This is a genomic window from Pacificoceanicola onchidii (assembly GCF_004804335.1).
Lineage (GTDB): Bacteria > Pseudomonadota > Alphaproteobacteria > Rhodobacterales > Rhodobacteraceae > Pacificoceanicola > Pacificoceanicola onchidii.
Window position 1 is genome coordinate 181,253 of the sequence record NZ_SRXY01000001.1, and the last position, 21,738, is coordinate 202,990.

The 21,738-nt window shown below is 60.6% G+C and carries 24 protein-coding genes and 1 tRNA gene; 16 read left to right on the plus strand and 9 right to left on the minus strand.

The window, feature by feature from the left end:
• From E4662_RS00890 to E4662_RS00905, 4 genes are all read left to right on the plus strand, one after another.
• Positions 1-372 carry a ubiquitination-like system serine protease family protein gene (locus E4662_RS00890; protein ID WP_136439368.1) on the plus strand — a complete coding sequence of 124 codons (372 nt, stop codon included), beginning with the start codon at positions 1-3 and terminating at the stop codon, positions 370-372.
• A 222-nt stretch (positions 373-594) separates the two neighbouring features.
• Positions 595-849 carry a DUF3489 domain-containing protein gene (locus E4662_RS24495; RefSeq protein WP_136439369.1) on the plus strand — a complete coding sequence of 85 codons (255 nt, stop codon included), beginning with the start codon at positions 595-597 and terminating at the stop codon, positions 847-849.
• Between the two features lie 4 nt (positions 850-853).
• Complete coding sequence (locus E4662_RS00900; protein WP_136439370.1) at positions 854-1,267, plus strand: DUF2924 domain-containing protein; 414 nt, start codon at positions 854-856, stop codon at positions 1,265-1,267.
• Positions 1,267-2,895, plus strand: a complete 1,629-nt coding sequence (locus tag E4662_RS00905) for a recombinase family protein (RefSeq protein ID WP_136439371.1) — start codon at positions 1,267-1,269, stop codon at positions 2,893-2,895. Before E4662_RS00900 ends, E4662_RS00905 begins: the two co-directional genes overlap by 1 nt.
• Before the next feature lie 181 nt (positions 2,896-3,076).
• On the opposite strand, the gene E4662_RS00910 is transcribed toward E4662_RS00905, so the two are convergent.
• From E4662_RS00910 to E4662_RS00930, 5 genes are all read right to left on the minus strand, one after another.
• Positions 3,077-3,151 (minus strand) — tRNA-Gln (locus tag E4662_RS00910).
• A 61-nt stretch (positions 3,152-3,212) separates the two neighbouring features.
• Positions 3,213-4,217 (minus strand): GGDEF domain-containing protein, encoded by a 1,005-nt coding sequence (locus tag E4662_RS00915; RefSeq protein WP_136439372.1) that lies wholly within the window; start codon positions 4,215-4,217, stop codon positions 3,213-3,215.
• A complete protein-coding gene (locus tag E4662_RS00920; protein ID WP_338113485.1) occupies positions 4,214-4,804 on the minus strand; it encodes a heme NO-binding domain-containing protein in 591 nt (196 codons plus the stop codon). Before E4662_RS00920 ends, E4662_RS00915 begins: the two co-directional genes overlap by 4 nt.
• Positions 4,805-4,925: 121 nt before the next feature.
• The gene (locus E4662_RS00925) at positions 4,926-5,648 is read right to left on the minus strand and encodes an NUDIX hydrolase (RefSeq protein WP_136439373.1); all 723 of its coding nucleotides are present in this window, start codon (positions 5,646-5,648) and stop codon (positions 4,926-4,928) included.
• A gap of 15 nt (positions 5,649-5,663) precedes the next feature.
• Positions 5,664-6,044 (minus strand): DUF983 domain-containing protein, encoded by a 381-nt coding sequence (locus E4662_RS00930; RefSeq protein ID WP_420819255.1) that lies wholly within the window; start codon positions 6,042-6,044, stop codon positions 5,664-5,666.
• Between the two features lie 238 nt (positions 6,045-6,282).
• Here E4662_RS00930 and E4662_RS00935 point away from each other — a divergent pair, with 238 nt between their 5' ends.
• The 4 genes from E4662_RS00935 to E4662_RS00950 all read left to right on the plus strand — a co-directional run bounded on the left by E4662_RS00935 (position 6,283) and on the right by E4662_RS00950 (position 8,470).
• Positions 6,283-6,852, plus strand: coding sequence for an EF-hand domain-containing protein (locus E4662_RS00935; RefSeq protein ID WP_168797857.1), 570 nt, complete (start codon positions 6,283-6,285; stop codon positions 6,850-6,852).
• 135 nt (positions 6,853-6,987) lie between these two features.
• The gene (locus tag E4662_RS00940; protein WP_136440195.1) at positions 6,988-7,584 is read left to right on the plus strand and encodes an RNA polymerase sigma factor; all 597 of its coding nucleotides are present in this window, start codon (positions 6,988-6,990) and stop codon (positions 7,582-7,584) included.
• On the plus strand, positions 7,565-7,936 hold the full coding sequence (locus E4662_RS00945; RefSeq protein ID WP_136439376.1) for a hypothetical protein: 372 nt from the start codon (positions 7,565-7,567) through the stop codon (positions 7,934-7,936). The genes E4662_RS00940 and E4662_RS00945 overlap by 20 nt, the downstream gene beginning before the upstream one ends.
• A 3-nt stretch (positions 7,937-7,939) precedes the next feature.
• On the plus strand, positions 7,940-8,470 hold the full coding sequence (locus tag E4662_RS00950) for a periplasmic heavy metal sensor (protein WP_136439377.1): 531 nt from the start codon (positions 7,940-7,942) through the stop codon (positions 8,468-8,470).
• Between the two features lie 92 nt (positions 8,471-8,562).
• Here E4662_RS00950 and E4662_RS00955 read toward each other — a convergent pair whose 3' ends face one another.
• Positions 8,563-10,062 carry a diguanylate cyclase gene (locus E4662_RS00955; protein WP_136439378.1) on the minus strand — a complete coding sequence of 500 codons (1,500 nt, stop codon included), beginning with the start codon at positions 10,060-10,062 and terminating at the stop codon, positions 8,563-8,565.
• A gap of 98 nt (positions 10,063-10,160) precedes the next feature.
• Here E4662_RS00955 and E4662_RS00960 point away from each other — a divergent pair, with 98 nt between their 5' ends.
• From E4662_RS00960 to E4662_RS00975, 4 genes are all read left to right on the plus strand, one after another.
• Positions 10,161-10,445 (plus strand): DUF3572 domain-containing protein, encoded by a 285-nt coding sequence (locus E4662_RS00960; RefSeq protein WP_136439379.1) that lies wholly within the window; start codon positions 10,161-10,163, stop codon positions 10,443-10,445.
• Positions 10,446-10,449: 4 nt separating this feature from the next.
• Positions 10,450-11,160 carry an HAD family hydrolase gene (locus E4662_RS00965; RefSeq protein ID WP_136439380.1) on the plus strand — a complete coding sequence of 237 codons (711 nt, stop codon included), beginning with the start codon at positions 10,450-10,452 and terminating at the stop codon, positions 11,158-11,160.
• Between the two features lie 72 nt (positions 11,161-11,232).
• Entirely contained in the window at positions 11,233-12,798 is a 1,566-nt protein-coding gene (locus E4662_RS00970) for a trimethylamine methyltransferase family protein (RefSeq protein WP_136439381.1), read from the plus strand.
• Positions 12,799-12,919: 121 nt separating this feature from the next.
• A complete protein-coding gene (locus E4662_RS00975; protein ID WP_136439382.1) occupies positions 12,920-13,684 on the plus strand; it encodes an alpha/beta fold hydrolase in 765 nt (254 codons plus the stop codon).
• A 144-nt stretch (positions 13,685-13,828) separates the two neighbouring features.
• Here the strand turns inward: E4662_RS00975 and E4662_RS00980 are convergent, their stop codons facing one another.
• Positions 13,829-14,794: a LysR family transcriptional regulator gene (locus E4662_RS00980; RefSeq protein ID WP_136439383.1), complete on the minus strand. Its 966-nt coding sequence runs from the start codon at positions 14,792-14,794 to the stop codon at positions 13,829-13,831.
• Between the two features lie 74 nt (positions 14,795-14,868).
• Between E4662_RS00980 and hisD the strand changes: the two genes are divergently transcribed.
• The gene (hisD, locus tag E4662_RS00985; RefSeq protein WP_136439384.1) at positions 14,869-16,158 is read left to right on the plus strand and encodes a histidinol dehydrogenase; all 1,290 of its coding nucleotides are present in this window, start codon (positions 14,869-14,871) and stop codon (positions 16,156-16,158) included.
• Position 16,159: 1 nt separating this feature from the next.
• Here the strand turns inward: hisD and E4662_RS00990 are convergent, their stop codons facing one another.
• Together E4662_RS00990 and E4662_RS00995 are read right to left on the minus strand one after the other, a co-directional pair.
• On the minus strand, positions 16,160-16,531 hold the full coding sequence (locus tag E4662_RS00990; protein WP_136439385.1) for an arginine transporter: 372 nt from the start codon (positions 16,529-16,531) through the stop codon (positions 16,160-16,162).
• Between the two features lie 335 nt (positions 16,532-16,866).
• Entirely contained in the window at positions 16,867-17,181 is a 315-nt protein-coding gene (locus E4662_RS00995) for a hypothetical protein (RefSeq protein WP_136439386.1), read from the minus strand.
• A gap of 243 nt (positions 17,182-17,424) precedes the next feature.
• On the opposite strand from E4662_RS00995, the gene lepA reads away from it, so the two are divergent.
• The 3 genes from lepA (at position 17,425) to E4662_RS01010 (ending at position 21,727) form a co-directional block, all read left to right on the plus strand.
• Complete coding sequence (gene lepA / locus E4662_RS01000; protein WP_136439387.1) at positions 17,425-19,230, plus strand: translation elongation factor 4; 1,806 nt, start codon at positions 17,425-17,427, stop codon at positions 19,228-19,230.
• A 115-nt stretch (positions 19,231-19,345) separates the two neighbouring features.
• Positions 19,346-19,936, plus strand: a complete 591-nt coding sequence (locus tag E4662_RS01005) for a hypothetical protein (protein ID WP_136439388.1) — start codon at positions 19,346-19,348, stop codon at positions 19,934-19,936.
• A gap of 132 nt (positions 19,937-20,068) precedes the next feature.
• Positions 20,069-21,727, plus strand: a complete 1,659-nt coding sequence (locus tag E4662_RS01010; RefSeq protein WP_136439389.1) for a dipeptide ABC transporter ATP-binding protein — start codon at positions 20,069-20,071, stop codon at positions 21,725-21,727.
• The last annotated feature ends 11 nt before the right edge of the window (positions 21,728-21,738 follow it).

Genomic DNA, 21,738 nt, shown 5'->3' on the forward strand with positions numbered 1-21,738 from the left:
ATGAAAAATATCATCTCGCGCCTTTTACGACGGCTGCACCTTCTACGTTTTGATGTTCTGACAACTCGCGCATCAACCTTGCCAGACCGGTCGATGCTTGAAGCCGGTAAGCTCACCATCGTCGAAAGTGGCGATGTCAAAAAGTGGGCGTGCATGAAGTGTCCCGGTGGCTGCGGTGAAATCATCAGTCTTTCGCTCAACCCCAACCAGCGACCACGCTGGCAGGTTTCGGAAGACTTTTGGGCACGGCCAACAATACATCCGTCTATTCATCAAAAGAACGAGTGTGGATGCCATTTCTGGATTAAGACCGGGCAGATCACTTGGTGTCGGGGAGGAAGACCATCCAAACGCCCCAAGGCAGATAGATGAAGGCTCAATGGTGGGTGCAAGCCGAAGGTCTGCTTGGGTGTTGGTTCGAAGATTGCCGACACAATGCAGCGAATAACCGGTTTCCGCCCTAGCCTAAAGAAACGACTGGACTTCAGAGCGTCATGGAGCGGTAGTGTTCGCACCTTTCAGTTCGCCCGGATCACCGGGCTCCACTCAGTACACGGCGTGGGATTGGCCCACGCAACAAAAGTGGAGAGAAACATGGCAACTGGAAATAGAACTAAGCCCAATGCTGAGCCAGCCAAGACCTTTAGGGCCAAACCTACACGGCGGGAGCAACTGACCAAGCTGTTGAACCGCAAATCCGGTGCCTCGATCGCACAGATACAAAAGGCTTTTGGATGGCAGCCTCATACTGCCCGGGCGGCGATTTCAACACTGCGTAAAAGGGGATCTCGGATCGAGCGAACCGATACAGACAAAGGAGCCGTTTATCGCGCGTTGACGGAGGGCTGAGACCATGGCCAGGAAACTCCGGTTTGACCTGAACCAGGCTATCTCAGATATCGAGCGACTTGACCGGGGTGGATGCCTTGATCGTTGGCGAGATGCGTTCGGCCGGCCTCCGCCAAAGCATCTCTCGCCTCAGTTCATGAAACGAGTGTTGATCTGGGATCTGCAAAACAAGGAACTGGGCGGGCTTTCCATCGGCACCGAGCGCCGCCTGAAGGAGATTGCTTCGGGCAAGACGCCCCCCGCGAAGGCAAAGCCGGGATCGCATCTAGTTCGGGAATGGAACGGGCGCACCTATCAGGTTGAGGTTGTCGACGGCGGCTATCTCATGGATGGACGGATATGGCGGTCATTGTCTGCCATTGCCCGGCACATCACAGGCGCCCGTTGGTCCGGACCGCGTTTCTTTGGAGTTCAGTGATGCGCCGGATCCGTTGTGCAATCTATACCCGCAAGAGCTCGGAAGAGGGGCTGGAGCAGGATTTCAACTCGCTGGACGCCCAGCGGGAAGCGTGTGAGGCCTATATTGCCAGCCAGAAACACGAGGGCTGGGAGCTGCTGCCCGATCATTATGACGATGGCGGCATATCGGGTGGTCATCTGGATCGCCCGGCGCTCCAACGGCTGATGCAGGCTGTGGACGAGAAACGTGTCGATCAGATTGTGGTTTATAAGATTGACCGCCTGACGCGCTCTCTGGCCGACTTCGCCAAGCTGGTCGACCGGCTGGATGCGGCTGAGACATCTTTTGTCTCTGTCACGCAAAGCTTTAACACCGCCACCAGCATGGGGCGCCTGACACTAAACATGCTGCTTAGCTTTGCCCAGTTCGAACGTAAGGTCACGGCAGAGCGCATCCGGGACAAGATCGCCGCTTCCAAGCGGAAGGGTATGTGGATGGGCGGGAGTGTCCCTCTGGGCTATCAGCCAGATGGTCGAACGTTGGAAATCGACGAGACCGAAGCTGAAACGATCAGAACGCTTTATGACCTCTATCTGAAACTTGGCACCCTGCGGGATGTAAAAGAACGGGCAGAGGATCTCGACCTCAGATCCCGGCGCCGTGAACGAGCGGACGGTCGGATCTCAGGAGGCACTCACTTCGACCGGGGTCATCTCCAGCATATTCTGAGCAACCCGGTCTATGCGGGCCGAATTCGGCACAAGAAACAGGTCTATGATGGACAGCATCCGGCCATCATCGATCCGGCGGTTTGGGACAAGGTTCAGGACATGCTGCAGAGCGGGGCGGTGGTTGCTCGCGGCTCCAGACAAAAAGCGACAAGATCCCCTCTGGCGGGCAAGCTCTTTGATGAAACCGGCGATCGCCTGACGCCCAGCCACAGCCGAAAGGACGGCAAACGACTTCGCTACTACATATCCCGCAGGCTGGTCAAAGATCGCAGCCGGAAGCATCCGGATGCCTGGCGGCTGCCTGCAGATCAGGTGGAGGGCTTGCTGGCTGAACTGGTAGGGCAGCATCTGACCAGACCCGGTGCCGCGGCAGTGATGACTGTAGATTTGACGGCAGCCGAACTGGCAGACGTGCCGAAAAAGCTTCAGGATCTGGGCGATGCAACGGAACGACTGGCTTTGATCGAACGAGCCGATCTGCAACAGGGTTTCCTGACAGTGCGGCTGGACGAGGCAATGCTTGCTGACCACCTCCGTTGCATGCCGGAAAAGATCAATCTTGCTGGATTGACAATCGAAGCTCCATTCCAGATGCGTCGGCGTGGTGTGGAACTGAAACTGCATCTCGGAGAACCACCGGCAGAGATCGACAGAACACTGGTGCAGAACATCGTGAAGGGGAGTAGCTGGCTGGCGATGGTTATCGCGGGTAGAACCTTCTCCGAAATTGCCGACACCGAAGGAGTGTCGAAGCGCCGGGTTCAGGACGTGACCAACCTGGCATTGCTCGCGCCTGACGTTCTTGACGGTATCGCTACAGGTGAACAGCCAGATGGCCTCACCACGGACTACCTGATCAAGAGCCGCTTCTCTGCTGTCTGGTCAGAACAGCGCCAACAGTTCGCTGCGCTCTGAAACAAAACACCCTGAAATCTGCAAACTAGTACCGCCGGAATCGCAAACAGAGACTGCGGCCAGAATTCCGTCTGGTTCGCGCTCTTATCTGCGTCTCTGCTGAAATCCTTGCCTGCCAAGCGCCCGAAAACACGCGACAATTGCGCGATAAACTTTCAACGTCTGAAAACAGGGAAGTGTTTGGCTGGGGTGGTAGGATTCGAACCTACGGTGCGCGGTACCAAAAACCGGTGCCTTACCACTTGGCTACACCCCAACTGTGGAGCGGTATCTAATGTGCGTTTTCGCGGGGATCAAGCCCCTATTCCGCAAAAAATTCATTCTCCGGCAAGCGCCTTTCCTTCGCCCGAGTTGCCGTCCTCCTGACCCGGATCATAGAAGGTGTATTGAGCGCGGCCAGCACGTTTTGACGCGTAAAGCGCCTGGTCCGCGCGTTCCAGCAAAACGTCAGGATCAGCCCCTTCTTCGGCGTTGATGCAGATGCCGATACTGGCCGATACATGACAGGCCTGACCTTCATGCATAATTGGTTGCTCAATGCGGCCGATCAGCCTTTCCGAAATGGCGCCCAGTCGCACTTCATTGACCAAGCCATTGAAAATCAATACAAACTCATCGCCACCCACGCGCGCAGCCGTATCGTCTGTACGTGTTACTTCAAGCATGACCTGCGCCACGCGCCGCAGGACGCGGTCACCGGCGGCATGACCATAAGTGTCGTTGACCTGCTTGAAGAAATCGAGGTCCATATGCATGACCGCAAAGCTTTGGCCACTCCGACACAGACGGTCCAGAACCTGATCCAGCGCGCTGCGGTTCACGAGGCCGGTCAGGCCATCCGTCGCCGCCCTGCGTTCTGCCTCTGTCTTGGCGCCCTGCAACCGCGTATTCAGATGCAACGAAGAGTTCAGAACCGCAGACTTCGCCTCGACGAGATACAGCATTTCAACGGCCAGATCGGTCGCGGCAAAATCCCTGCTGGTCAGCGCATAATCGCGCACCGCGTCGATAACGGAAATCCCGAAGGACAGGTTGATGACGACGCGCCCCGCGCCGTCTGACACAAGAACCCCCTTCAGCTGCGTGCGCTTGGGGTTGCGCAGCCGCACGTATAAAGTCCGCCCCTCATTGGCCAGAAGCTGCGCCATGTTCGTAACGCCGCGTGGCCGGTACAGATCGAACGCCTCGAGGAAGTTTGCGCCAATCAGCTTGGGCGTCTGCAACTTGTGCAGGGTCGGACCGACGCTGTGGATGATCCCTTCTTCGTCAATCAGAACATGCATCGGGCACAGCCCGCGCAGTATCTGCGCCGTTGATTTCATACTCCTTCCCCCGCTTGCTCTCCCGGTTGACTCAACTCGAACTCGCGGCCTTCCGCAAAGGCGGTCTCGACCAGGGTGATTTCGATCTGCTGAACCCGGCTTGTCCCGCCCTTGTGATCCAGAAGGACAAGCGCGCCATAGTCATCCGCCATCGCCCGCATCACACCGACCAGAACGTGGCTGAAACTGCGCATGTCGCCGGTGATGTTCAGAACGAAGTGGGCCGGATCCTCGTCGATCAACTCAATCTCAGGCAAATCAAGGTTTGGCACAGCAAGGCGCGCGCGCCCCGGCAAATCGTCCAAAGAGTGCAGGAATTCAATGAAATCCACGCCACCGAACCGCAGCAGGCGCCGCAGCCCTTCTCGGTTCGGGTGCGAGACGAGATAAGTGCCGATATCTTCGATGAACTGCGTGCTGGGCTTGTCCAGAACCGTCTCCGCCGAGCTTATCAGCGTGCGCAACATGGTCTTCTCATAGGTGAGCATTGCTTCGAAGTTGGGCGGATCAAGCCCCGCTTCTGCAGCAATCTCATCCCAGGTCGTTGTTCCATAGGTGTCTTCGACGAACACCTGAAACGTTTTCAAGATCAGACCATGAATCATGTCGGCACAAACCCCATCGGTTGGTGCCCTTTTTGACCTACGGACTCTTAATGGACGTGTAACAGAGACAATTGCGCCGATTTTTCACGGCCAAAAACCGCCTTCAATCGGTCAGCGGACCACCCCGCAACCGCAAAAACAGGCTTTCTTCGTCGTCATTTCGGAAAAAAGGCACCGACGCGGGCGGTCCAGGTTCGTGCAGCCGTGCCGTGACCTCTGCGAGAACGACCTCCGTGATGAACGGCAGATCGAATCCCCGAACCTCGTCCAGCGGTATCCACTGCAAATGGGACAACTCATCCTCGGCCGCTGCGAAATCGTCCGGATCGGACTGCAGAGCCTCCGCATCCACGAGGAAAAACCGCGCATCGAAGCGGCGCGGACGACCCGGCGGGGTGATCGCGCGAAACACGAACTGCAGCGAATCCGCCGCTGGTCTGTACCCGTTGCCGGCAAAGGCCAGCCAATCGCTTGGGATATCCGAAGGCCAGGGCGCCGGAGCGCCGAGGATTTGGCCGGTCTCTTCCCAAAGCTCGCGCACAGCCGCCACAGCCAGTGAGTTGGCGATGCCAAGCGGTGCGTCTTCATCAAGGCGATCCGAACAGAGGGAGGGCAGAGGGCGGGCAAGTTCCACGTGCCCATCAGCCGCGTCAACCGCGCCCCCCGGAAACACGAACTTGTTCGGCATGAACGCGGCTTTTGCACCGCGCTGCCCCATCAGAACGCTGGGACGCGCGCCCCGGTCGCGCACCACGATTACTGTGGCCGCGTCCCGGATCGCCGTTTTGTCAACCGGCGCGGCGGCTGCGTTGTTTGCTTCGCTCATGAACCCTCTGCTGCACTACGAAGAGGGACCCGGAAATCCGTGCATGCCGCGGACCCACTGGAAGGCCACGATCGCCCCTTTCAACCGAGGCAGAAGATAGAGCGACAGAGCGACAGAGCCAACTGCAAAGATCGTAAAGAGAATGAGCGGCTCCGGGCGGTACATCTCGAAGACGACCAGCAAGAGCGGTGCCATCACGTGACCGACAATCATGATCGCAAGATAAGCCGGTCCGTCGTCAGCCCGGTGGTGATGCAGGTCTTCACGGCAGACCGGGCAATGGTCCCTCACGGTCAGGTAGCCCGTCATCATCGGACCGGTGCCGCATTGCGGGCAACGCCGCCGCCAGCCGCGCCAGATGGTCGGCCAGAATGGTGTTTCTTCGATGTCGGTCATATCGCTCATGTCTCTTCGGTCCTTCGCGCAACAGAGTTCGGACGATGGCCAATGTGAGCGCTAAAAAGAAGTGCCCAAAGTGTCCTTGCGTCGGGATGTCGCAAAGGCTCTGACGCGGCCGTCAAAAAAAGATTCGAAATCTGCGACGGAACCTCTGGGCCACCCCGTTGAAGACTGCAGAGACGCCCCGAAGAGGGGCTGATCACAAACCGCAAAGATGCGAGCAGGAAGGAACCTGATGATGACGAAATATGCAACTCTGATGACGGGCGCGCTGGTGCTGATCATGGGCACCGCTGGCATGGCTTCCGCCAAGGGCGGCCCGGACCGCGAAGGGCGCGGCCAGATGATGGAGCAGTGGTTCTCCGAAGTGGATGCCAACGGCGACGGCAAGGTCACGGAAGACGAGATCACCGCTTTCAAACTCGCTCGCTTCCAGGAGGCGGACACAGACGGTGACGGCTTCCTCTCCGCCGAGGAAATGGCCGCCTATGGCGACAAGATGCGCGAAGAGCGCAAGGCCAAGCGCAGTGCCGCTCGTGCCGAGCGCATGATCGAGCGGATCGATTCCGACGACGATGGCAAGATCAGCGCCGAAGAAGCGGCGGCCATGGGCCCGGGCAGCGACAAGATGCTGGCGCGGCTGGACGCGGATGACGACGGCGCGGTCAGCCTTGAAGAGCTGCAGGAAATGCGCGGCAAGATGAAGCGCCGCTTTGGCGGCGGCGATCATGGCGGCTGGGGCAAAGGCGACCGTGGCGAGCGCGGCGGCATGCGCGGTGACCGCATGCCGTGGTGGATGCAGTAAGCACCCTCCGGACCGGGCTTTGCCCTGCCAGACTGGCGCGACGTGTCCCTTCAGCGCCAGTCACGGTCAGAGCCCGGTCCAATGGACGCGCTTGCGCCGCGCCTTCGGGCGCGGTAGCGCGGTGGAATGGAGCCGATGCCTTTTGATGCCATGAGCGATAAAAGCGACGACGATCTGCTTGCGGCCTATGCTTCGGGCGACGCTGCGGCGGCGCGCGCGCTGACTGCGCGGCTCGGGCCTAGGGTTTTTGCCCATGCCATGCGCATGCTTGGCAACCGGGCAGAAGCCGAGGATGTGGCGCAGGACGCATTGCTAAAGCTCTGGCGGATCGCACCCGATTGGCGGGAAGGCGAAGCCAAGGTCACGACGTGGCTCTACCGTGTCACCGCGAACCTGTGCATCGACCGGATGCGAAAGGCCCGCAGCGGACCGGCTTTGGATGCCATTCCCGAGCCTGTGGATACCGCGCCTTCTGCCGCCGCCGGGCTGCAGGCGCAGGCCCGCGCCGAGGCGTTGCAGGACGCATTGAACCAACTGCCGGAACGGCAACGACAGGCGGTCATCCTGCGCCATATAGAAGGGTTGGCCAACCCGGAGATCGCGCAGATCATGGACATCGGCCCGCGCGCGGTGGAAAGTCTCACCGCCCGGGGCAAAAGAATGCTGGAGGCGCTGCTCTCGGGACGGCGCGACGAATTGGGGTTTGAGGACGATGACGAAGCGCAAGGATGACGATCTGTGGACCGGAGCAACCGGCGGTCTCGAAGACTTCTTCGATGCGGCCCGGGCTGAAGCCCCCCTGCCCTCCGGCGATTTCATGGCCCGGATCGAGGCGCAGGCACTTGCAGCCCAGCCCGCCCCGACTGCCCCGAAATCGGCGCCGGGTCTGTTGCGACAGGTGCTTGAAACGATCGGCGGCTGGCCCGGCATGGCAGGGCTTGCCACCGCCTGCGCCGTTGGGGTCTGGATGGGCGTCAGCCCGCCTGCGAGCATCAGCCCCTACATTGGAACCGATGCGGCGGAAATCGACAGCTTTGGTGTCGATCCGCTCTCCGGGTTTGAACTTGCGTTGATGGAAGGCTGAGACATGGCAGACGATCCCAAACCCTCCGCACCGACGTCCTCCAACCGAATGAAGCCTGCTCTGCGTGTTCTGCTCTTTGCCTCGCTGGCTCTCAACCTTGTTGTGGCAGGGTTGGCCGCAGGGGTCATGCTGCGTGACGGCCCCGGCCACCCGCCGAAACGCGGTGGCGCGGACTACGTGATCCCGTACACGCGGGCCTTTGATGACGCGCAGCGCAAAGCAGTCTGGCGCTCCCTCAGACGCGATTTTGCAGAACGCCGCAAAGACGAAGATGCCGGCAAGGGTGTCATTGCCGGCTATCAGGACGCGCTTGCGGTCCTGACCACGGAACCCTTTGATGAAGCGGCCATGATGGCAGTGCTGGAACAGCAGACCGCCCGCGCGTCCGAGCGGCAAGCGACCGGGCAGCGTGTGCTCACCGAACAGCTCAAGGCCCTGTCTGCAAAGGAACGCGCGGCCTATGCCAAGCGTCTGGCACGCGAGATTGAAAAGCTCGAAGAACGGCGCGACCGTTGGCGCTCAGATCGGCGCTGAGGCAGGCAAGGCACCGAGCAGCTTCACCAAAAAAAGAGCGACCGCCCAAAACTGGGCGGTCGCTCTTTTCTGTGACGCGCTACAAGCCGCTATCAACCGCCAGCTTTGGAATCGCGCGGTTCCGGCCAGCGGGACGGAATAACCCGACCAGGCCGACCGCCGCTCTGATAAGGCTCTGGGAATGACTTCGTCACGGACTTCTGCTCACGGACCGGAAAGGCGGTGACCGTATCCGCCATCACCAGCGTGTTGCGCCCCTTGTTCTTGGCCGCATAGAGCGCGCGATCCGCCCCTTCGATCAGTTCCGTGGGATCTTCCATGCGCCCGGAGTGTCCCACCGCGACGCCAATGCTCAACGTTACCGTAACCGCGCTGTCGGGGCCGAGGCGCACAGGCCGGTCCGCCATCAACCGGCACAGGCGCTCAGCAGTGCGCTGAGCCTGTTCCCGCGTGGTGTCCGGCATCGCAACAAGGAATTCCTCGCCGCCGTAGCGCGCCACCAGGTCCGCGGCGCGCAGGTTGTCGACAAGACGTTTCGAAACCTCCTGCAGCACTGCATCACCCGCGCTGTGCCCGTAGGTATCATTGACAGATTTGAAGTGATCCAGATCGAGCAGCAAAAGCGCATAGTCGCGCCCCTGCGTCGCCCCCCGCTCCGCCAGCCGGTGCAGATGAGGCAGAGCGTAGCGGCGATTGTACAGCCCGGTCAGCGGATCGCACACCGCCGCGCGCAGGCCATCCTGCATGTTCGCCCGAAGCCGATCATTGATCCGCTTGCGTGCGATCTGCTTTTTCAGCCGCAGGGCCAGTTCTTCGGGATCGGGGCCGGAGGCAAGCAGATCGTTGGCCCCCATGTCGAGCGCCGCAGCCGCCTCCTTGCGCTGATCAGGCTGCGCCACGTAGATCAGGGACGAGTGCCGGATCGTGCGGTCCGAACGGATTTGCGGCAGGATCTTCAGACCCCCGCCTTCTGCCGTTTCGCCCTCGATGATCACAAAGACATCCGGCACCGCGCCGGTGATCTTCTGGGCCTCGTCCGCGGGGCTGATCTCGATCTTGTCGCTGAGACGACGGCCCAGTTCGGCCTGCAACGTCTGAACCGAAGACGCGCGGCCCGTGGTGATCAGCCGGACAAGGGCCGGCGTTTCAAAGTCAGAGGCCTGCTCCGCCAGCCCAAGCGCGCGGCGCGTGTCGTCGCGCAGCTGCAACTCTGCTTCCGCATCGCGGGCGCGCAGCAAGGAACGCAGGCGCGCCAGCATGACCAACTCGTCAAGCGGCTTGGACAAAACGTCATCCGCCCCCGCCGCCAGCGACACCAGGCGTTCGTTGATGTCATCTTCTTCATGCATCAAAACGACCGGCAGACGCGGGTCGCCCGCGATCGTGCGGATCTTCTCGATAAGGGAGCGTCCGGACATGTCTGGAAGGTTGGCAGCCGCGATAACGACATCTGGCCGTGCCTTTCGGAACAGTTTGAGCGCCGCGAGACCGCTGGCCGCCTGACTGACCTCGTAAAAGGCCGCCGACAGCTTGACCCGCAGGATAATACGGTTCGTGGGAACCGCATCCACTACCAGAATACGTCCTGTCATATATATCACCCTAGCATCGCGCCGTATGCGCTTGCACAATATCGCAGCTTCAGGTTTGCTCCCGATTGGTTAAGAAACCGTTTCGGAATCCTTTCTAAATGACTCAAGAGCGCGAATCCGCCGAACTGCTGGGCTTGCGAGCCGCGGCGTGGCTGGCGGGCCAAGATGATCTTTTATCAGTGTTTTTAGGCTCCACCGGAGCAAGCATTGATGATTTTCGCACCAATCTCGAATCCCCGGAGTTCCAGGGAGCGGTGCTCGACTTTCTGTTAATGAATGATGAATGGGTCACCAGCTTCTGCAACGCAGAATCACTTCCCTACGACCGCCTGATGCGCGCTCGGGCGCTTTTGCCCGGCGGCGACCAAGTACACTGGACCTGACCCCATGCCGCCAGTTTCCGCGCTTCTGTTCGACAAGGATGGCACCCTGTTTCACTTTGGCGAGACATGGAACATATGGGCCATGAACGTCATTGACCATCTCTCCGGCGGCGATGCGGCGGTGCGGGCTGCGCTTGCCGATGCCGCGCTCTTCGATCTCTCGAACCGGAGCTTCGATCAGGCCAGCCCGATCATCGCAGGCACCGCGCGGGAAGCGACCGCGTGCCTGCATCAGGCGATCCCGGACCGCGATCCTGATGCGCTGGAAGCCTTGCTCAACCAGATGGCGGCCGAAGCCCCCTTGGTGCCGGCCGTGCCGTTGCACCCGCTGCTCAGCGCCCTCAAAGGCCAAGGCTACGCCATTGGTTTGATGACCAATGACAGCGAACTGGCCGCGCATGCGCATCTTGAGGCCGAAGGGATCACGGCCCTGTTTGACTTCATTGCCGGTTTTGACAGTGGCTTTGGTGCAAAGCCCTCACCCGCTCCACTGCTGGCCTTCTCCGACGCCACGGGCCACGCGCCGGAAACCTGCGCCATGGTGGGGGACAGCACGCATGATCTGATCGCCGGGCGGGCGGCGGGGATGCAAACCGTGGGCGTGTTGACCGGCCCGGCACGCACCGAAACCCTCGCGCCATATGCGGATGTGGTGCTGCCCGATATTGGGCATCTCCAGGACTGGCTGGGCCTTCCATCATCCAAAAACGACTGATCTCGTCGTATTCCGGCATGTATCCCCGCGATACTGGTGGCCTCATGGGGCCGCAGAGCAAGGATACGCGCCATGGAAGACACCCCTGCCCCCACCCGCAAACGCCGCAGCGGCGGTCGAGCCGGTCTTGCTTCGCGGCGTGGCACCGCCGCGATCGAGCAGATGCCGTGGCGTCTGCCACTGAACATCGACCGCCCCACGGAGCCGCTCCCCGAAGAAGGCATGGCCCGTATGCACGATGCCACCATGCGCATTCTCGAAGAGATCGGGATCGAGTTCCTTCACCCGGACGCGGTCAAGATCCTGCGCGAGGCGGGCTGCACGGTAAACAGTGAGAACGTCCGCATGGACCGCGATCTGGTCATGCATTACGTGGGCCTCGCCCCGGACCACTTCACGCTCACCCCCCGCAACCCGGACAAGACAATCACCATCGGCAAAGGGCATATTCTCTTTGGCAACGTATCTTCGCCGCCGAACTATTGGGATCTTGAGATCGGTTCCAAGGTGTCGGGGAACCGGGAGCAATGCCGCAACCTTCTGAAGCTGACGCAATACTTCAACTGCATTCACTTCGCCGGCGGCTATCCGGTGGAGCCGGTGGACATTCACGCCTCCGTCCGCCACCTCGACGTGCTCTATGACAAGCTGACACTGACCGACAAGGTGATGCACGCCTATTCGCTCGGGCCGGAGCGGGTCGAAGACGTCGTGGAGATGGTGCGCATCGCGGGCGGTCTGAGCCACGAAGAGTTCGAGGCTTCGCCGCGCATGTACACCAACATCAACTCGACCTCCCCGCTCAAACACGACTGGCCGATGCTCGACGGCTGGATGCGGCTGGCGCGGCGGCGTCAGGGGCTTGTCGTCACCCCCTTCACGCTGGCGGGTGCCATGGCTCCGGTGACCATGGCAGGCGCTGTAGCGCAATCGCTGGCGGAGGGGCTCGCCGCCGTCGTACTGGCGCAGATCATCTCGCCGGGCGTGCCTTGCGTGATCGGCACCTTTACCTCGAACGTGGACATGAAATCCGGTGCCCCGGCCTTTGGCACGCCGGAATACATGCGCGCGACGCAAATGACCGGACAAATGGCCCGCTATTACAGGCTGCCCATGCGCTCCTCCGGCGTCTGCGCGGCCAACGTGCCGGACGGGCAAGCGATGTGGGAAACCGAGCATTCGCTTTGGGCCGCGATCCAATCCGGCACCAATATGGTCTACCACGCGGCAGGCTGGCTCGAAGGCGGGCTGATCGCCAGCCCGGAGAAATTCATCATGGACTGCGAAGTCCTGCAACAGATGCAACGCTACCTGGAGCCGGAGATCTGCGACACCTCGGACGACGGGCTGGCACTGGATGCAATCGAAGAGGTTGGTCCCAACGGGCATTTCTTTGGCACACAGCACACGCAGGACCGTTACACCACAGCCTTCTATCAGCCATTCCTGTCGGACTGGAAAAACTACGAGGCCTGGGAAGTGGCGGGCGGCGTCTGGACGGCGGAACGGGCGCATACGATGTACAAACGCATCCTCGCCGATTTCGAAGAGCCTCCGATGGACGAAGGCATCCGCGAGGAGTTGCAGAGCTTTGTCGCCAAACGCAAGGAAGAGGGCGGCGCGCCGACCGACTTCTGAGCGGGTAGCGGGGCACAGCCCCGCCCTACGGGCCATTTCAATCGGGGACCGGGGCAGGCGCAATATGCGACCGGTCACAAAGCGACTTGCGCCCCGGTTTCGTTCCGAGCAACAAGGACTCATGCTCAATACGATCACCCATGGCTCCGCCACCGACAAACCGCCCCTCGTCATCGTGCATGGCCTTTACGGCTCTGCGCGCAACTGGGGCGTCATTGCAAAACGGCTCTCCGATGAACGGCAAGTCATTGCCGTGGACCAGCGCAATCACGGCGAAAGCCCCTGGGCGGACACGCACAGCTATCCGGACATGGCGGGCGACCTTGCCGAGGTGATCGAAACCATCGGCGGCCCTGCCGACATTGTGGGCCACTCGATGGGGGGAAAGGCCGCGATGGTTCTGGCCCTGACCCGCCCGGATCTGGTGAACCAGCTGATTGTCGCCGATATTGCACCGGTTGCCTACGGCCACAGCCAAATCCAGTTCATCGAAGCCATGCGGGCAGTGGATCTGTCTCGGGTCGAAAAACGATCAGATGCGACAGAACAACTGGCTGCTTCGGTGCCCGACAAGACCTTGCAGAGTTTCTTCACCCAATCGCTCGATCTGAAGGGAAAACGCTGGGTTCTCAATCTTGACGTTCTGGCCTCTGAAATGGATAAGATCCTGTCTTTCCCAGAGGTTACAGGTCAGTTTTCGGGGCCGACCCTGTTCCTGTCAGGCGCAGAAAGCGATTATGTCCTGCCCGAGCATCGCCCTAAGATCCGAAGCCATTTTCCGAAGGCACGCTTCGCCAAACTGCCCGGCGCAGGCCATTGGCTGCACGCGGAGAAACCAAGGGATTTCGAGGCCTCCGTCCGGGCTTTTTTGTCCCTGACACGCTGACAGTGGTTAACAAACCGCTCTCAAATTCGGCTTTCTGAAAACTGCACGTCCCGTTTTCGAAAAGCGTCCGCCTGCGTCTTGTCGCGGGCGTCACAGATGGCACCTTAGGTTGCGCCCACAGGACCCGCCGTTGCCATGCCTTGTTCACCCTTCCAGAATTCGCAGCTCGCCCTCCAGCCACGGCAGGCGCTCGATGGCCGGTGCGACAACCATTTCCCGGATCAGCATGCGCGCCATGCGCGCCACGTCGCGCGGCACCTCGTCGGTCCAATCGGTCGAGGCCAGCAGGGAAATGCTGCGCGAGAACGGGCTGAACGGCAGCGGATGCACCTCCAGCTGATCGTGGTAGCGGCCCGCACGCATGTACCCGAGCGGCGTCGTGATCGTCCAACCCACGCCGCGCGAGACAAGGGTCATCAGCGACATATGCGCGCCAATCTCGAACCGTTCGGCAAAGCGCAGCTTGTGACGGGCCAGTTGCGCCTCGACCTGCTTGCCAATCACAAGTTCCCGATCATGGCGCAGCAGCGGCAGTCCGGACATCACCTGCTCGAGCCCGCCCCTGTCGGCTTTCGCACCTTTAGGGCACACAAAAACAAAGGGATCCCGCACCAACGGGTACTCGACAACACCATCGGTCATCGCACTGGGCGACGCCGCAATAGCCAGATGCAGGCGGCGCGCTTGCAGGGCTTCGGTGATCTGGTGGCTGGCGGCGGTCATCAGCCGAAAGCGGCAGCGGGTCATGTTCTCCGCCAGCAGCGTCACGAGGCGCGGCGTCAGATCGTTGTCAAAATCGTCGATCACACCGAGGCTGAGTTGGCTCAGATGGGTCAGATCCATGACCGTCAACTCGTTCTGCGCCAGCCTGAGTTGGCCAAGCACCGTGCGCGTCCGTTCGAGGAAAGCACGCCCTGCCGGGGTCAGCATCATTGGCCTGCGGGCATGATCCACCAGATCGACACCGAGGGCTGTTTCAAGATTGCGCATCTGCTGGCTGACCGCGGGCTGGCTGAGCCCCGTCGTCTCGGACGCGCCTGCAACAGAGCCGCTGGCGGCGAGCGCCTCGAACACTTCAAGACCGCGCAAGGTCACGCCTTTCATCAGCACTTCGCATCCTTCCCTCAACCGGCCCTATATTCGGGTTTTCCGAAACTATGCCTCATCCGTCAAGGAGCAAACCCATGCCGCGCATGATCAAATCCGCCCCGGGCCTCGCGCCCGAAGCCCAAGCCGACGTGCGCGACACGGTTCAGATCATGCTGGCCCGGATCAGGGACGGCGGTGATGCGGTCGCACTGGACTATGCCAAACGGCTGGACGGCTGGGAGGGATCGCCGCGTGTGACCGAGGCGCAGATTGATGCCGCCGAAGCAGCTGTTCCGGCAGAGTTGAAAGAGGCGCTCACCTACGCGCATGACAACATCCGCGCCTTTGCGCTCGCCCAGCGCGCCTCGCTGACAGAGTTCGAAACCGAACTGCGCCCCGGGCTGACCGCCGGACAACGGGTCATCCCGCTGGCCGCCGCCGGCGCCTATGTGCCGGGCGGACTCTATGCCCATATCGCTTCGGCGCTGATGACCATTGCGACCGCCAAGGCGGCTGGCGTCAAGCATGTCACCGCCTGCGCCCCGCCCCGCAACGGCGCAATTGACCCGGCGACGCTTTACGCCATGCGGCTCGCCGGAGCCGACACGATCCTTGCTCTGGGTGGTGTGCAGGCGGTTGCGGCCATGGCCTACGGCCTTTTCGACACGCCGGAAGCAGACATTTTGTGCGGGCCGGGCAACGCTTTTGTCGCCGAAGCGAAACGGCAACTGTATGGCCCGGTCGGGATCGACATGATCGCCGGTCCAACCGATGTGGCCATCATCGCTGACCGATCGGCGGACCCGGAGCGCGTTGCGCTCGACCTGATCGGGCAGGCAGAACACGGGGCGACCTCGCCTTGCTGGCTGATCACGGATGACGCCGGGCTCGCACACAAGGTGCTGGACGCCATTCCTCATACCCTGGCCCTCCTTCCTGAACCCAACCAAAGCGCTGCCCGTGCTGCATGGGACGCCATGGGTGAGGTCATCCTGTGTGAGAACCGCGAGGAAATGGCGCAGGTGGCCGACACCTACGCCCCGGAACATCTGCACGTGCAGGCCGCCGATTTGCCGTGGTGGCAGGGTCGGCTCACCGCCTATGGCTCGCTCTTCCTTGGGGAAGAGACCACGGTTGCCTTTGGCGACAAGGCCTCAGGCCCGAACCACGTCCTGCCCACGTCCCGCGCCGCCCGGCATACGGGCGGCCTCTCGGTGCATAAGTTCGTGAAAGTGGTGACCTATCAGAAGGTTGACGAAGAGGCCCTGCCCGATCTCGCCCGCGCCACGGCGCTGATCTCCCACGCCGAAGGCATGACGGGCCATGCGCTCACCGCCGAAGCCCGCGTGCCGCAGCCCCCGTTTCCGCGTGTTGTAAACGGGTAGATCAAAGCCCCTTGCAGGTCTGCTCGGCTCGCGCGGCGAAGGCTTTGTAGCGTTTCCAGAACGCCTCGTTGCTCGGGTTGTCCGATTGCCGGGTCACCTGCGCCTTGTGCGGATCGGCGAAGAACGGCACGGCCTTGCGCTGATCGCTGCTGCTCAGATCGCGGTTGGCCACCCCTTGGATACAGCCGCAAAGCCTGCGGTTCGCGGCCTTGCGCCCGGCCTTCAGGCAGGCCTGCGAAATCGGGCCACTGGCAAAACTCACCGAAGCCGCCCGGCTGATCGTTGCCCCACCATAATTGCGCTTGTTCCGATCTCCGCCACCACAGGCGGAAAGGGCCAGAACGGCCACCATCATCACACCAACTGTTTTCATGTCACCTGCTCTACCGCTATCGCCGCGCGGGTTTTCCCGTCTGTCCGGCTTTGTGCTCTTGGGGGGAGGATGCCTGAAAACGGGTCAGGGATCAATTCGCGTTTTGGAGAGGTGGCGGGGTGCTGCTCTATTGGGAGATTTGTCCGCTAAGGTGCAAGCCGCGCCATCGACGGACCGTGGTACGGCGATCCTCCCTGTGATCCCCTCGATTTATCCCAGCCACTGGCGCGCTGGCATTGTGTAGTGCCCGGCACCAACCCAATCGCCGTGCCGCGGGGACGGCCCGTCGATGGCGCGGCGGCCTGCGGCCTTGATTCCGCGCCGGGGCGCTTGATTCAAACTTCGTACTTTGGCGGCAACTCCGGCACAGTCTCTGTATCTTCCGCGACCGGTCCCTCGCATTGCCAACTCGCACCTCCAAAAAACTCCCAATAACTGCTCAGCATCTCGCAGCGTTTCTTGGGCCCAAGGTCATCGCCGGACAGCGTCCACACCGCTGCTCCAACACTGGCAACTCCTCCCGTCAATAACGCCAGCTTGCCAAACCAAGGCTTCCTTTGTAGCTCCAGATTATCCTTGGCTTCCTTGAGCGCAGCCTCAAGACTTGCGACGCGCGCATTGAGCCGCCCGATTTCTTCACGAAAAGCCACCTCGATGGCCTCGCTTCGTGCCCACCAAGACTGAAACGGGCATCAGGTTCACCAAAGCTTACTGGAAGCGTTCTCAATACAAATCTGGCGACAGAAGGCGTAACACTGTTAACTTCTGACCATGCCTGCAACTGTTCCGATAACTGCTAGAGTTCGAGATGGCGGTCATTCACATTCATACGCGCGCCTTCAGTTACTCAACCCCACTTGACCAAACCCCCAATCCCAAGCATATCGCAGCCTATGAGCACACCCCTGTCCCACATCCGCAATTTTTCCATTGTTGCCCACATCGACCACGGGAAGTCTACCCTGGCCGACAGGCTGATCCAGTCCACGAACACCGTGGCCGAGCGGGACATGAAGGCCCAGCTCCTTGATGCCATGGATATCGAGCGGGAGCGTGGAATCACGATCAAGGCGAACACCGTCCGCATCGACTATATCGCGCAGGATGGCGAGCAATATGTGCTCAACCTGATCGACACCCCCGGACACGTTGACTTTGCCTATGAGGTCTCCCGCTCCATGCGCGCGGTTGAGGGCTCGCTGCTGGTGGTGGACGCCTCCCAGGGGGTTGAGGCGCAGACGTTGGCGAATGTCTATACGGCCATCGAGGCGGACCATGAGATTGTCCCGGTTCTGAACAAGGTTGACCTGCCCGCCGCCGAGCCTGAGCGCGTGGCGGAGCAGATCGAGGATGTGATCGGGATTGACGCCTCCGACGCCTGCCTGATCTCGGCCAAGACCGGCATCGGCATTCCCGACGTGCTGGAAGCCATCGTCAACCGCTTGCCCGCGCCCGAAAGCGGCGATCCCGATGCGCCGCTCAAGGCGATGCTGGTGGATTCTTGGTATGACCCCTATCTCGGCGTGGTGGTGCTGGTGCGGATCATGGATGGCACGCTCAAGAAGGGCGACCAGATCAAGATGCTCCAGACCGGCGCGAAATACGGCGTGGACCGGATCGGTGTCTTCCGCCCCGCGATGGAAGCGGTTGAGGCACTTGGCCCCGGCGAGATCGGCTTCCTGACGGCGTCGATCAAACAGGTGCGCGATACCAAGGTGGGCGATACGATCACCACCGAGAAGAAGGGCTGCGAAGAGCCGCTTCCGGGCTTCAAACCGTCTGTGCCTGTGGTCTTCTGTGGTCTCTTCCCTGTGGACAGTGCCGAGTTCGAAGACCTGCGCGACGCGATTGAGAAGTTGGCGCTGAATGACGCCTCGTTCAGCTATGAGATGGAAACTTCCGCCGCGCTTGGCTTTGGCTTCCGGTGCGGCTTCCTTGGGCTGTTGCACCTTGAGGTCATCCGTGACCGGATCGAGCGCGAGTATAACATCGAGCTGATCACCACGGCCCCGTCGGTGATCTATCACCTCTACATGAAGGACGGCGAGCAGATTGACCTGCACAACCCTGCCGACATGCCCGATCCGTCGAAGATCGACCACATCGAAGAGCCGCGCATCAAGGCGACAATCATGGTGCCGGACGACTACCTCGGCGACGTGCTGAAGCTTTGCCAGGACCGCCGCGGCATCCAGCTTGACCTGACCTATGTCGGCGGACGGGCTATGGCGGTTTATGACCTGCCGCTCAACGAAGTGGTCTTCGACTTCTACGATAGGCTCAAATCCGTAACGAAGGGTTACGCCTCTTTCGATTACCAGCTTGAGGGCTACCGCGAGGACAACCTCGTGAAGATGTCAATTCTGGTGAACGACGAACCGGTTGATGCGCTTTCGATGATGGTCCACCGCGACCGCGCGGAAATGCGCGGGCGGGCGATGTGTGAAAAGCTCAAGGAGCTGATCCCGCGCCACATGTTCAAAATCCCGATCCAGGCGGCGATTGGCGGCAAGGTGATCGCACGCGAAACTTTGTCTGCGCTGCGCAAGGACGTAACGGCGAAATGTTACGGCGGCGATGCGACCCGGAAGAAGAAACTTCTGGAAAAGCAGAAAGCCGGTAAGAAGAAAATGCGCCAGTTCGGGAAAGTGGATATCCCGCAGGAAGCATTTATTTCTGCTTTGAAAATGGACAGCTAAGGCTGTCCGTTTTTATTTGCAGGCGGTGAAAGCGGGTTTTTCGTAGCAGGCTCCGGTTGCCTTTTTTGGAAGTCCGTCGTTTTCAAGTTAATATGCAGTAGGGTTTTATCTGCCAATGCGTTTAGTTTTCCCGTTGATTTTGGCCGTCTTTGCCAGCCAATCCACCGACGCACAGGAAATCCTGGGATGGCCAACTGACAAAACGCCTAGCGGTACTAAATTAATCTATGAGCTTTCAGATGGTTCCACGAGAGTTCGAGAGGTCTCTTATGACAACAGTGGAAACCCGGTCTTAAAAGTGTCCACTGACATCGAAGAGAATTACAACGACAACAAGGTGTCGCACACGATTTTCGCGGACATAATGGGAAATGTTACCAGTTTGGAATACCAACCCGGGCGATATGAAACCTACACCCCACACAACTGCTCAAGGGTCCTCGGTCACTGCGAGTATACGTTTACGAACATCAAAGGCCGCGAATTCAAGAGAGTTACCGAAAGTCAAATTCAAGGCGATTGGCTCATAGAAATTGTAAAGAGTGAGAGCGGTACCGAGCTTTGGACCACCCGAAGACAATTCTCGAAAGATGGTTTCTTGCAACGCCTTGAGCATTTTGGATCCTACGACGACTCGAGATTTGAAATGACCTTGAAGAAGGTGGTTCGCCCCTACGCAATCGAGCCATCGGAAAGAAAACCTTAACCCTCGCCGCAAACATCCTTGGCGTCCCCTCAATCTCCAAAACCCTTGCCCCACACCCCGTTTCCTGCTTGGCTACCCGGTAACCGGGACAAACCCGGACTTAAAATGCCAAGCACAGGGAGCGCTTAGCCGATGTCCGAGACCAGCCGTCCGATTCTGGAGATCAAGAATCTCACCATTGACCTGCCCAAAGGCGCGGATCGCAAGCATGCGGTGACCGATGTGTCGCTCACGCTAAACCGGGGCGAGATCCTCTGTGTGGTGGGCGAAAGTGGCTCCGGCAAGTCGGTGATGACCAGCGCCATTATGGCCGATGTGGCGGACCGGCTCACGGTGTCTTCGGGCGAGGTTCTGTTTGACGGCAAGAACGTTCTGAGCATGACCAAGGCCGAGCTCAATGAGATGCGCGGCGACCGGATCGCGATGATCTATCAGGAGCCCATGGCCGCGCTGAACCCGACGCTGAAAATTGGCCGTCAGGTGGATGAGGTGTTCGAGTTGCACCGCCCGGAGATTTCGGCGGAGGACCGCAAGGCGGAGACGCTCAAACTGCTTGAGCAGATGAAGCTGCCGAACCCGCCGCGCATTTATGACAGCTACCCGCATCAGGTCTCTGGTGGGCAATGTCAGCGCGTCGTGATCGCCATGGCGCTGGCTTGCAAGCCTGACATTCTGATCGCGGACGAGCCGACGACGGCGCTTGATGTGACCACGCAGGCCGAGATTTTGCGGCTGATCGGCGATCTCAAGGAGGTTTACGACAACGCAACGATCTTCATCACCCATGACTTTGGCGTGGTGGCCGAGGTTGCGGACCGCGTGGCGGTGATGTGCTGGGGACGTGTGATCGAGGAAGGCACCAAGGAAGAGATCCTGATGCACCCCAAGGAGCCTTACACCCAGCTTCTCGTCGATGCGATGCCGCTTCTGGAGACCACGCGCCGCCCGGACAAGAGCCGCAACGATGCGCCTGTGGTCGAGGTGAAGGACCTGCACAAGATCTACACCTCCGGCGCCAAGCAGGTACATGCGCTCAACGACGCCAGCTTTGTCCTGCGCTCGGGCGAGACGCTGGGCGTGGTCGGCGAAAGCGGCTCCGGCAAATCGACACTGGCCAAGACACTGATCCGGCTGGAAGAAGCCTCCGAAGGCTCCGTGATCATCCATGAAAAGGATTTCCTTGGGCTGACCGGCGAGGATCTGGTCGCCGCACGGCGCAACATTCAGATGATCTTTCAGGACCCATTTGGCTCGCTGAACCCGTCGCAGACCGTCGGATACATGGTCACACGCGGGCTGGAGCTGCAGGGCATTGGCGCGCAGCAGGCCCGGGCTCGCGCGATTGAGTTGCTGGAACAGGTGGGCCTTGGCGAAGCGGCGATGAAGCGCCGTCCGCGCAGCTTCTCCGGCGGTCAGCGCCAGCGCATCGGCATCGCCCGCGCCCTCGCCATTGAGCCGGATGTGGTGATCGCGGACGAGAGCGTCTCGGCGCTGGATCTGTCCGTGCAGAAACAGGTGCTCCTGCTGCTCAACGACCTGCAGGAAAAGTACAAGATGGCAATCATCTTCATCACCCATGACCTGCGCGTGGCGGCGCAGATCAGCGACTACATCACGGTGATGGAGAAGGGTGTCATGGTGGAGTTCGGCCCCGCCGAAGAGGTCTTCGAAAACCCCCAACATCCATACACACAGATGCTTCTGGCTGCAGCACCGGGCCGCGATTGGCACCCGCCCCGGCTTACCCCGCAGGAAGCGGCGGATATTGCCGCGAGTATCGAACGGGTGTGAGCCTCGCGGCA

What these genes read in the sequence shown, in the direction of transcription:
- E4662_RS00970 (WP_136439381.1), top strand. Translation starts at nt 11,233, where the DNA reads ATGGAAGACACCCCTGCCCCCACCCGCAAACGCCGCAGCGGCGGTCGA.
- lepA (WP_136439387.1), top strand. Translation starts at nt 17,425, where the DNA reads ATGAGCACACCCCTGTCCCACATCCGCAATTTTTCCATTGTTGCCCAC.
- E4662_RS01010 (WP_136439389.1), top strand. Translation starts at nt 20,069, where the DNA reads ATGTCCGAGACCAGCCGTCCGATTCTGGAGATCAAGAATCTCACCATT.
- E4662_RS00990 (WP_136439385.1), bottom strand. Translation starts at nt 16,531, where the DNA reads ATGAAAACAGTTGGTGTGATGATGGTGGCCGTTCTGGCCCTTTCCGCC.
- E4662_RS00900 (WP_136439370.1), top strand. Translation starts at nt 854, where the DNA reads ATGGCCAGGAAACTCCGGTTTGACCTGAACCAGGCTATCTCAGATATC.
- E4662_RS00915 (WP_136439372.1), bottom strand. Translation starts at nt 4,217, where the DNA reads ATGAAATCAACGGCGCAGATACTGCGCGGGCTGTGCCCGATGCATGTT.
- E4662_RS00935 (WP_168797857.1), top strand. Translation starts at nt 6,283, where the DNA reads ATGATGACGAAATATGCAACTCTGATGACGGGCGCGCTGGTGCTGATC.
- E4662_RS00960 (WP_136439379.1), top strand. Translation starts at nt 10,161, where the DNA reads ATGACTCAAGAGCGCGAATCCGCCGAACTGCTGGGCTTGCGAGCCGCG.
- E4662_RS00925 (WP_136439373.1), bottom strand. Translation starts at nt 5,648, where the DNA reads ATGAGCGAAGCAAACAACGCAGCCGCCGCGCCGGTTGACAAAACGGCG.
- E4662_RS00890 (WP_136439368.1), top strand. Translation starts at nt 1, where the DNA reads ATGAAAAATATCATCTCGCGCCTTTTACGACGGCTGCACCTTCTACGT.
- E4662_RS00905 (WP_136439371.1), top strand. Translation starts at nt 1,267, where the DNA reads ATGCGCCGGATCCGTTGTGCAATCTATACCCGCAAGAGCTCGGAAGAG.
- E4662_RS00955 (WP_136439378.1), bottom strand. Translation starts at nt 10,062, where the DNA reads ATGACAGGACGTATTCTGGTAGTGGATGCGGTTCCCACGAACCGTATT.
- E4662_RS00940 (WP_136440195.1), top strand. Translation starts at nt 6,988, where the DNA reads ATGCCTTTTGATGCCATGAGCGATAAAAGCGACGACGATCTGCTTGCG.
- hisD (WP_136439384.1), top strand. Translation starts at nt 14,869, where the DNA reads ATGCCGCGCATGATCAAATCCGCCCCGGGCCTCGCGCCCGAAGCCCAA.
- E4662_RS01005 (WP_136439388.1), top strand. Translation starts at nt 19,346, where the DNA reads ATGCGTTTAGTTTTCCCGTTGATTTTGGCCGTCTTTGCCAGCCAATCC.
- E4662_RS00930 (WP_420819255.1), bottom strand. Translation starts at nt 6,044, where the DNA reads ATGACCGACATCGAAGAAACACCATTCTGGCCGACCATCTGGCGCGGC.
- E4662_RS00965 (WP_136439380.1), top strand. Translation starts at nt 10,450, where the DNA reads ATGCCGCCAGTTTCCGCGCTTCTGTTCGACAAGGATGGCACCCTGTTT.
- E4662_RS00950 (WP_136439377.1), top strand. Translation starts at nt 7,940, where the DNA reads ATGGCAGACGATCCCAAACCCTCCGCACCGACGTCCTCCAACCGAATG.
- E4662_RS00945 (WP_136439376.1), top strand. Translation starts at nt 7,565, where the DNA reads ATGACGAAGCGCAAGGATGACGATCTGTGGACCGGAGCAACCGGCGGT.
- E4662_RS00975 (WP_136439382.1), top strand. Translation starts at nt 12,920, where the DNA reads ATGCTCAATACGATCACCCATGGCTCCGCCACCGACAAACCGCCCCTC.
- E4662_RS24495 (WP_136439369.1), top strand. Translation starts at nt 595, where the DNA reads ATGGCAACTGGAAATAGAACTAAGCCCAATGCTGAGCCAGCCAAGACC.